The following is a 6,710-nucleotide window of genomic DNA, read 5'->3' on the forward strand; positions in this document are numbered from 1 at the left end:
GGACAGGACCTGTGGCGGGGGCGGCGGCGCGAAGGAGCGCTCCTCCACGCGGGGCTTGCGGAAGGCCTGCAGCTCCGGCGGGCCCTCGCGCGTCAGCCCCGCCGGCACGCGGTCCACCTCCACCGTGCCCAGGAACAGCAGCCCCCCTGGCGTCAGGCTGCGCGCCAGGTGGCCAATGGCCGCGTCGCGCGCGGACGGCGAGAAGTACGTGAGCACGTTGCGGCAGAGGATGAAGTCGAAGTGGCCGAAGCGCTCCGGCAGCGGCGCCAGCAGGTTCGCCGCCGCGAAGCGCGTCACCTTGCGCACCGCCGGCACGATGGACACCTGGCGCTCGCCGTGCGCTTCGTAGACGGTGTGCAGCGCGGGCGCGGACTCGCGCCGGGACCACGCGCCGTAGGTGCCGCGCCGCGCGGCCTCCAGGCTGGCCTCGTGCAGGTCGGTGCCCACCACCTCCACGGGCATCCCCGAGGGCACGCACGCCAGCAGGCACGCGGCCAGCGAGTATGCCTCTTCCCCCGTGGCGCACCCGGCGCTCCAGCCGCGCAGGTGCATGGCGCCGTGGCGCAGCGCGGACGGCACGCCCTCCGACGCGATGAAGCGGAAGTGCTCCGGCTGGCGGAAGAAGTACGTCTCCCCCACGAGCACCGCGCGCACCAGCGTGTAGGCCAGGGGAGAGCCCAGCTGCTGCAATTCGCTCAGGACCTCCGTGGGCACCCGGCCCCGGGCCAGCTCCGCGCGAAGCACGCGCTCCACCGCATCCTGGGCGATGGCGTCATCACGAAAGCCGGTGGTGTCCGCCACCACTTCCCGGGCGCGGGCCAGCAGCCGAGGGTCGAGCCCTGCACTCATGCGCTCCGCTCTTCCTCCACCGGCGCGAGCAGCGCGGGCAGGTCGCGCAGGAGTCCCCGCGCGATGAACACCTTCGGATCCAGGATGGGCAACGCGCGGCCGCCGGTGCGCAGCATCCCCAGCAGCCCCTCCTGCAGGAGGCCATGCTCGGCGCCACCCACCTTCTCGCGCCGGTCGATGTCGGTCGCCTGGAACTCCTCCGGATCACGCACCGTGTCCACGGTGAGCGCCAGCGACACCCCATCCACTTCGATGACAACCAGCATCCGCTCCGCGATGGCCACCTGGTGCTTCACGCCCAGCCGCAGCGCCACGTCCAGCACGCACACCGCCTGGCCGCGCAGCTCCACGTACTCGCGCAGGTACGAAGGACCCGTGGGAAGGGGGCGCGTCGCCGGCTGCAGCAGCACCTCCTTCACCGCGTCCAGCGGCACCGCGAACTCGCGCTCGCCCACCGACAGCCGCAGCACCAGCATCGCGCCGGAGCGCGAGCGGCGCCGCGCGCTCGCCAGGGCCTCGCCCACGCGGTTGAGCAGCTCGTCCGCGCGGAAGGGCTTGGGCAGGAACGCCTCCGCGCCCAGCCCCAGGCACGCCTCCGCGCGCTGCTTCTCCGACGAGATGATGATGACCGGGATGTCCGTCGTGGAGACATCCGCCTTCATCCGCTGGAGGACCTCGTCCCCGTCCATCTCCGGCATGGACAGGTCCAGCAGCACCGCCGCGGGGCGCAGCCGCCCCACCTTCTCCAGCGCCTCGCGGCCGTTGCTCGCCGTGTGGATGTTGTAGTGCCCGGAGAGGATGGCCCGCTCCAGCGCCAGGATGGCGTCGCTGTCATCGACCAGCAGGAGGGACGGCAGGCTCACGGCTTCACGCCCTGTTCAGGAACTGACGCACCGTCTTGGTCAGCTCGTCATGCGAAACGGGTTTCTGGATGAAGGCATTCGCCCCCGCCTCCGTGCCGCGCTGGCGCAGATCCTCGCCCTTCTCCGCCGTCAACAGGATGACCGGCACGTTGCGCACCTGGAGCTGAGCGCTCGCGCGCACTTCCTTCACGAACGTGATGCCGTCCATGTTCGGCATGTTGATGTCAGCGATCACCACGCTCACCGGCACCAACCGGAGCAGCTGCAGTGCGCGCTGTGCGTCCTCGGCCTCAACGATGCTCACCTTGAGGTTCATCAGGTAGATCTTGAGGATGTTGCGGACGGTCGGGCTGTCGTCCACCAGCAAGACGTTGATGCTCACTGTGCCACGGCTCCTCGCACAGACTCCGCGAAGTGCGGAGTGACCTGCGCTGCATGAGTGATCCTACCGTGAGCGCTCCGAATAGCGGAAGCGGGGGGGCCGCGTTCGCCGGGGTACCTGGCAGGCGAATGTCTGTAATTTGAGACAGCGTTGGAAAGCGTCAGCCCTCCTTGGGCGTGGGGGTCGCCAAGACCCCTTCTGCTCCCTCGGTGGCGTCCACCGGCGGCGCGCCCACGGCGTGGAAGCCGCCGTCGACGTGGACCATCTCGCCCGTGGTGGAAGGCATCCAGTCCGACAGCATGGCGCACGCGGTGCGCGCGACGTGCTCGTGGCTGTCCTTGTCGCTCCAGCCCAGCGGCGCCTGCTTGCCCCAGTACTGCGCCAGGGACTTGAAGCCGGGGATGCCCTTGGCCGCGATGGTGGCCAGGGGACCGGCCGCCAGCGCGTTCACCCGGATGCCCTTGGGGCCCAGGTCTCGTGCCAGGTAGCGCACGGTGGCCTCCATCGCCGCCTTGCACACACCCATCCAGTCATAGATGGGCCACGCCTGACGGTTGTCGAAGTCCAGCGCGACGATGGAGCCGCCCGGCGGCATCAGCGGGGCGCACGCCATGGCCAGCTCCTTCACGGAGAAGGCGGAGATGCGGAACGCGGTCTGCACGCTCTCCCACGGGGTGTTGAGGAAGTTGCCGCCCAGCGCGTCCTCGGGCGCGTACGCGATGGCGTGCAGCACGCCGTCCACGCGGCCCCACTTCTGGCGCAGCGACTCCGTGAGCGCCGGGAAGTGCGCGGGGTTCGTCACGTCCAGCTCCAGCACCTCCGTGCCGGGCTTGAGCCGCTTCGCGCTGCGCTCCGTGAGGGACTTCGCGCGGCCGAAGCCCGTGAGGATGACCTCGGCGCCCTGCGCCAGCGCGTGCTCGGCCACGCCGAAGGCCAGCGACTGCGGGGTGAGCACGCCGGTGATGAGCAGCTTCTTGCCCTGGAGGAGCATGTCGGTAGGTTCCCGAAAGAAGAGTGGAAAGGAGGGGGCGTGTGCTTACCACTCCTGGGGGACGGGAGGGGCCCCCGGCCCGGATTCCCCGCTCCGCCTGCATGTACGCCCGTTCAGCATACCGGGCGCCCCTTCCGCCTCCGGCGCTTCTTCCCGTGGCGGAAATCCGGCGCCTCTTGAAGTTGTGCTCACCCGGCGCATGACCGCATCTGCTCCCCCTGGCCGAGGACAGGCGGCCGGGCGCGGCGCGGCTCAACAAACCTGTGGCGAAAACCCCCCAACGCGGCGCCCTTCCAGTAAAAGACCCCCGCCATGGCGAATTTCCAGGACAGCTTCCTCTCTGGTGCCAACATCGACTTCATCGAGGGGCTCTACGCGCGCTTCCTCGATGATCCCGGCAGCGTGGATCCGAGTTGGCGCGAAGTGTTCGAGCGCAACAACGGCACCGGCCGGCCCATCTTCAACGCGAAGCAGCTGGAGGCCCCCGCGCCCGTCGCCCCCGAGGGCAAGGCGAAGGGCAACGGCAAGGTGAACGGGGCCGTGCAGACGGCTCCGGCCGCCGCCGCGGCGCCCGCCGCTCCGGTCGCTCCCGCGCAGGACATCGGGCTGCAGTCGAAGGTGGACCAGGCCATCACCGCCTTCCGGCTGCGCGGCCACCTGCGCGCGAGCCTGGATCCGCTGGAGCGCCCGCGCCCGCCCCTGGGGCACGTCGCGGACGTGGCGCTGATGGATGAGAACCACTTCACCGCGAAGGAGCTGGAGCAGGCGGTGGAGTGCAACAACGTCTTCCCGCAGCAGCGCGTGCGCCTGTCGGACCTGGTGACGCGGCTCAAGCGCACGTACTCCAGCCACATCGGCGTGGAGTTCATGCAGATGCTCGACAGCGAGCGCCGCCGCTGGCTCATGCAGCGCATGGAGCACAGCGACAACCGCACGGCGTTCGCGGTGGAGGAGCAGCGGCACATCCTCACCAAGCTGTCGTACGCGGAGGGCTTCGAGCACTTCCTGCACACGAAGTACGTGGGCGCCAAGCGCTTCAGCCTGGACGGCGGCGAAGCGCTCATCCCCATGCTGGACGCCCTCCTGGAGGTCGGCAGCGGCATGGGCCTGAAGGAGCTCGTCATCGGCATGGCCCACCGCGGCCGCCTCAACGTGCTGACGAACATCCTGGGCAAGAAGCCGGATCAGATCTTCAGCGAGTTCGACGGGCCCAAGGACCCCAAGGCGTACCTGGGCCGGGGCGACGTGAAGTACCACATGGGCTTCTCCTCGGACCACGCCACGCGCGCGGGGAAGAACGTCCACCTGTCGCTGGCGTTCAACCCCAGCCACCTGGAGTGCGTGGGCCCCGTGGTGGAGGGCCGCGTGCGCGCCAAGCAGGACCGGGGCGGCGACACGGAGCGCACGGGCGTGATGCCCCTGCTCATCCACGGCGACGCGGCCTTCATCGGCCAGGGCGTCGTCGCGGAGACGCTCAACTTCGCGGGCCTCAAGGGCTACACCACGGGCGGCACGGTCCACGTCGTCATCAACAACCAGGTCGGCTTCACCACCGACCCGTCGGACTCGCGCTCCAGCATCTACTCCACCGCCATCGCGCAGATGCTGGACATCCCGGTGTTCCACGTGAACGGGGATGACCCGGAGGCGTGCGTCCACGTGGCGAAGCTCGCGGCGGAGTACCGCCAGACGTTCAAGAGCGACGTGGTCATCGACCTCATCTGCTACCGCCGCTACGGCCACAACGAGGGCGACGACCCGTCCTTCACCCAGCCGTCCATGTACGAGCTCATCCGCAAGCACCCGCCGGTGCGCGCGCTGTACGCGAAGGCGCTGGCGGAGCAGGGCCGCATCAGCGCGGAGGAGTCCGACGCGCTCAAGCAGCGCTGCTACCAGGACTTCGACGCGGCGCTCACCCGCGCCCGCCAGGAGAGCCAGTTCAAGGAGCCCAACGCGCTGGAGGGCCTCTGGAAGCCGTACAAGGGCGGCCTCTTGAAGAACGCGCCCCAGGTGTCCACCGCGGTGGCGAAGGCCACGCTGCGCGACGCGCTCCAGAAGCTCGCCACCGCGCCGGAGGGTTTCCAGGTCCACCGCGACGTGGAGCGCACGGTGCTCAAGAAGCGCGCGGGCATGCTGGACAGCGAGGAGCTGCAGTGGAGCGAGGGTGAGTCGCTGGCGTACGCCACGCTGCTCGCGGAGGGCTACGGCATCCGCCTGTCCGGCCAGGACAGCGAGCGCGGCACCTTCAGCCACCGCCACGCGGTGCTGCACGACGTGCAGACGGGCCAGGAGTACGTCCCCCTGCGCCAGTTCGCCACCGGCAAGGCGTCGTTCAACGTCTACAACAGCCCGCTGTCGGAGATGGGCGTGCTGGGCTTCGACTACGGCTACAGCCTGGACGTGCCGGACGGCCTCACCCTCTGGGAGGCCCAGTTCGGTGACTTCGCCAACGGCGCGCAGATCATCATCGACCAGTTCATCGCGGCGGCGGAGAGCAAGTGGCGCCGGCTGAGCGGCATCACGCTGCTCTTGCCGCACAGCTACGAGGGCCAGGGCCCGGAGCACTCCAGCGCGCGCCTGGAGCGCTTCCTGGACCTGTGCGCCGAGGACAACCTCCAGGTCTGCTACCCCACCACGCCCGCGCAGATCTTCCACCTGCTGCGCCGCCAGGTGCTGCGCCCGGTGCGCAAGCCGCTGGTCATCATGTCGCCCAAGAGCCTCTTGCGCCGTCCGGAGGCCACGAGCCGCCTGGACGAGCTGGCGACGGGCACGTTCCAGGAGGTCATCCTGGATGCGAAGGCGGACCCCGCGAAGGTGACGCGGCTGCTCTTGTGCAGCGGCAAGGTGTCCTACGACCTGGCCAAGGCCCGCGACGAGCGCAAGGACGAGAGCATCGCCATCGTGCGGGTGGAGCAGCTCTACCCGTTCCCGCACGACGAGCTTTCGAACCTGGTGGCGAAGCTGCCGAAGCTGCAGGAGCTGTACTGGGTGCAGGAGGAGCCCCGCAACGCGGGCGCCTGGCACTTCATGTTCCCGCGCCTGCACGACCTGCTCTCCGCCCGTTCGCAGCAGCAGCCGGTGAAGTTGGGCTACATCGGCCGTGCCGAGGCCGCGAGCCCCGCCACCGGTTTCCCCAAGACGCACGACTACGAGCAGCAGCTCATCATCGAAGAAGCCATCCTCCGAGGAACCCAGAATGGCCGTTGAACTGAAAGTCCCGCCCCTCGGTGAGTCCATCACCGAGGCCGTCGTCGGCAAGTGGAACAAGAAGCAGGGTGACACGGTCGCCGCGGACGAGCCGCTCGTCGTGCTGGAGACCGACAAGGTCACCATCGACGTGCCATCTCCGGCCGCAGGCAGCATCGCGTCCATCGCCTTCAAGGAGGGCGACAAGGTCCGCGTGGGCGAGGTGCTGGGCACCATCGAGGCGGGAGGCGCCGGCGCTGTCGCCGCTTCCCCCGCGGTCGCCGCCGCCACGCCCGCGCCCGCCGCGGCGGCAGCCCCGGTGTCAGCCGCTGCATCCGACGCGCGCATCACCCCCACCGCGAAGAAGATGGCGGAGGAGAACCGGGTGGACGTGGGTCAGCTCAAGGGCTCCGGCACCGGTGGCCGCATCGTGAAGGAG

The 6,710-nt window shown here is 69.7% G+C and carries 6 protein-coding genes; 2 read left to right on the plus strand and 4 right to left on the minus strand.

Annotated features, from left to right (window positions below; translation table 11 throughout):
• From D7V93_RS34615 to fabI, 4 genes are all read right to left on the minus strand, one after another.
• On the minus strand, positions 1–849 hold an 849-nt coding region (locus tag D7V93_RS34615), incomplete at its 3' end, for a CheR family methyltransferase (RefSeq protein ID WP_120647441.1).
• The gene (locus tag D7V93_RS34620) at positions 846–1,712 is read right to left on the minus strand and encodes a response regulator (protein ID WP_120647442.1); all 867 of its coding nucleotides are present in this window, start codon (positions 1,710–1,712) and stop codon (positions 846–848) included. The genes D7V93_RS34620 and D7V93_RS34615, both read right to left, overlap by 4 nt.
• Positions 1,713–1,716: 4 nt before the next feature.
• Positions 1,717–2,094, minus strand: a complete 378-nt coding sequence (locus D7V93_RS34625) for a response regulator (RefSeq protein ID WP_120611641.1) — start codon at positions 2,092–2,094, stop codon at positions 1,717–1,719.
• A gap of 160 nt (positions 2,095–2,254) precedes the next feature.
• The gene (gene fabI / locus D7V93_RS34630; RefSeq protein WP_120647443.1) at positions 2,255–3,085 is read right to left on the minus strand and encodes an enoyl-ACP reductase FabI; all 831 of its coding nucleotides are present in this window, start codon (positions 3,083–3,085) and stop codon (positions 2,255–2,257) included.
• Between the two features lie 312 nt (positions 3,086–3,397).
• Here fabI and D7V93_RS34635 point away from each other — a divergent pair, with 312 nt between their 5' ends.
• Together D7V93_RS34635 and D7V93_RS34640 are read left to right on the plus strand one after the other, a co-directional pair.
• Positions 3,398–6,292, plus strand: a complete 2,895-nt coding sequence (locus D7V93_RS34635; RefSeq protein ID WP_120647444.1) for a 2-oxoglutarate dehydrogenase E1 component — start codon at positions 3,398–3,400, stop codon at positions 6,290–6,292.
• A partial coding sequence (locus tag D7V93_RS34640) for a biotin/lipoyl-containing protein (protein WP_208723252.1) occupies positions 6,282–6,710 on the plus strand: 429 nt, incomplete at its 3' end. The genes D7V93_RS34635 and D7V93_RS34640, both read left to right, overlap by 11 nt.

This window comes from Corallococcus llansteffanensis (assembly GCF_003612055.1).
GTDB lineage: Bacteria > Myxococcota > Myxococcia > Myxococcales > Myxococcaceae > Corallococcus > Corallococcus llansteffanensis.